Genomic DNA, 578 nt, shown 5'->3' on the forward strand with positions numbered 1-578 from the left:
GTGCGCCGGTCAGCGACTGAAGCAGTGTCGTCACCGGTGCGAGCGGGTTGTTCGCCGAGCCGTTGCCCGAATGCGGCGTCACCGACAGGCCCGGCGCGGAACCGATCACCGTGCCCACCGACGTGCCGGCCGCATTGACGACCGTCGCCGTCGAGTTGGCGCCCGTCGTCAGCAGCGAACCGACCGCGCCGGCCGTACCGCCGGCCGCATTCGCGCCCGCGCCGAGCAGGCTGCCGCCCGCCGCTGCCGTCGAACCGGCCGCCCCCGACAGCGCGCCGGCCGCCTGGCCGAGCGCCGCCGGACCGGACCCGAGTGCGCCCGTCACCGAACCGAGCGCACCGGTCAGTGCGCCGGCCGGGTTGCCGCCGGCCGGGTTGCCGCCGCCCGTCAGGCCGCTCACGAGGTTCGTGATCGGGGCGATCGGGCTATTGCCGGCCGCACCGGACAGTGTGCCAACCACCTGGTTGACGACGCCTTGCACCGGCGCCAGCGGATTGGAGCCGCCGAGGTTGCCGAGGGCACCCGTCACCGAGTTCAGCGCGCCCGTCAGTGCACCGGCCGGATTGCCGCTGCCGAGC

Annotated in this window: 1 pseudogene; it reads right to left on the bottom strand. The window is 75.1% G+C overall.

The features are described from left to right. A pseudogene (locus tag JMF90_RS39670) lies at positions 1-578 on the bottom strand (hypothetical protein); the annotation flags it as partial.

This window comes from Burkholderia sp. E168m23, from assembly GCF_016586125.1.
In the GTDB taxonomy this organism is placed as follows: domain Bacteria; phylum Pseudomonadota; class Gammaproteobacteria; order Burkholderiales; family Burkholderiaceae; genus Burkholderia; species Burkholderia orbicola.